The following is a 933-nucleotide window of genomic DNA, read 5'->3' on the forward strand; positions in this document are numbered from 1 at the left end:
ACATGGATAGGTCACCCGGTTTCGGGTCTGCACATGCTGACTTTACGCCCTATTAAGACTCGCTCTCGCTTCGGCTCCGGAGCTTTACTCCTTAACCTCGCCAGCATCCGCAACTCGCCGGACCGTTCTACAAAAAGTACGCGGTTGCACCTTAACGTGCTTCCACAGCTTGTAAACACAGGGTTTCAGGTTCTCTTTCACTCCCCTCCCGGGGTCCTTTTCACCTTTCCTTCACAGTACTATGCGCTATCGGTCACTAAGGAGTATTTAGCCTTGGGGGGTGGTCCCCCCGAATTCCCGCAAGGTTCCACGTGTCTCGCGGTACTCTGGATCCTGCCGCTGCTTATCGTTTTCATGTACGAGGCTTTCACTCTCTCTGGCCGGTCTTTCCAGGACCGTTCCATTAACGAATCAGCTCACTTATGCAGTCCGTAACCCCAGAGTGCACGCACTCTGGTTTGGGCTCTTCCCATTTCGCTCGCCGCTACTTTGGGAATCGATGTTTCTTTCTCTTCCTCCGCCTACTTAGATGTTTCAGTTCAGCGGGTTCCCTTCCATACGTTATGTATTGGCGTATGGATGACTGAGGTCTTCTCAGCCGGGTTTCCCCATTCAGATATCTCCGGATCAATGGATATTTGCTCCTCCCCGAAGCTTTTCGCAGCTTATCACGTCTTTCATCGGCTCTTAGTGCCAAGGCATCCACCCTGCGCTCTTATTAGCTTAACCAATTGATTCACACCGCGGGTACGGTGTTCCTCTCAGATGCATAGCGTTGCATCTTTGGCTTATGGTGTTTACAATTAATAATTGCTTGTTTTTGGTTTGTTTGGTTACACTTTCGTGTAACACCTCGGATGTCTTGATATTTGTTTCAAACCTCTCGGTTTGAACTTTGTATCAGATTTTCAATATGCAGTTTTCAAGGTACAT

Annotated in this window: 1 rRNA gene (cut by a window edge); it reads right to left on the minus strand. The window is 49.1% G+C overall.

Annotated elements, in window-relative coordinates:
* Positions 1 to 729: ribosomal RNA gene (locus DXB70_RS13845) — 23S ribosomal RNA — on the minus strand (it extends 2,204 nt beyond the left edge of the window).
* Positions 730 to 933: the final 204 nt, after the last annotated feature.

It is taken from the genome of Clostridium sp. OM05-5BH (assembly GCF_003481505.1).
Taxonomy (GTDB): Bacteria; Bacillota; Clostridia; order Lachnospirales; family Lachnospiraceae; genus Otoolea; species Otoolea fessa.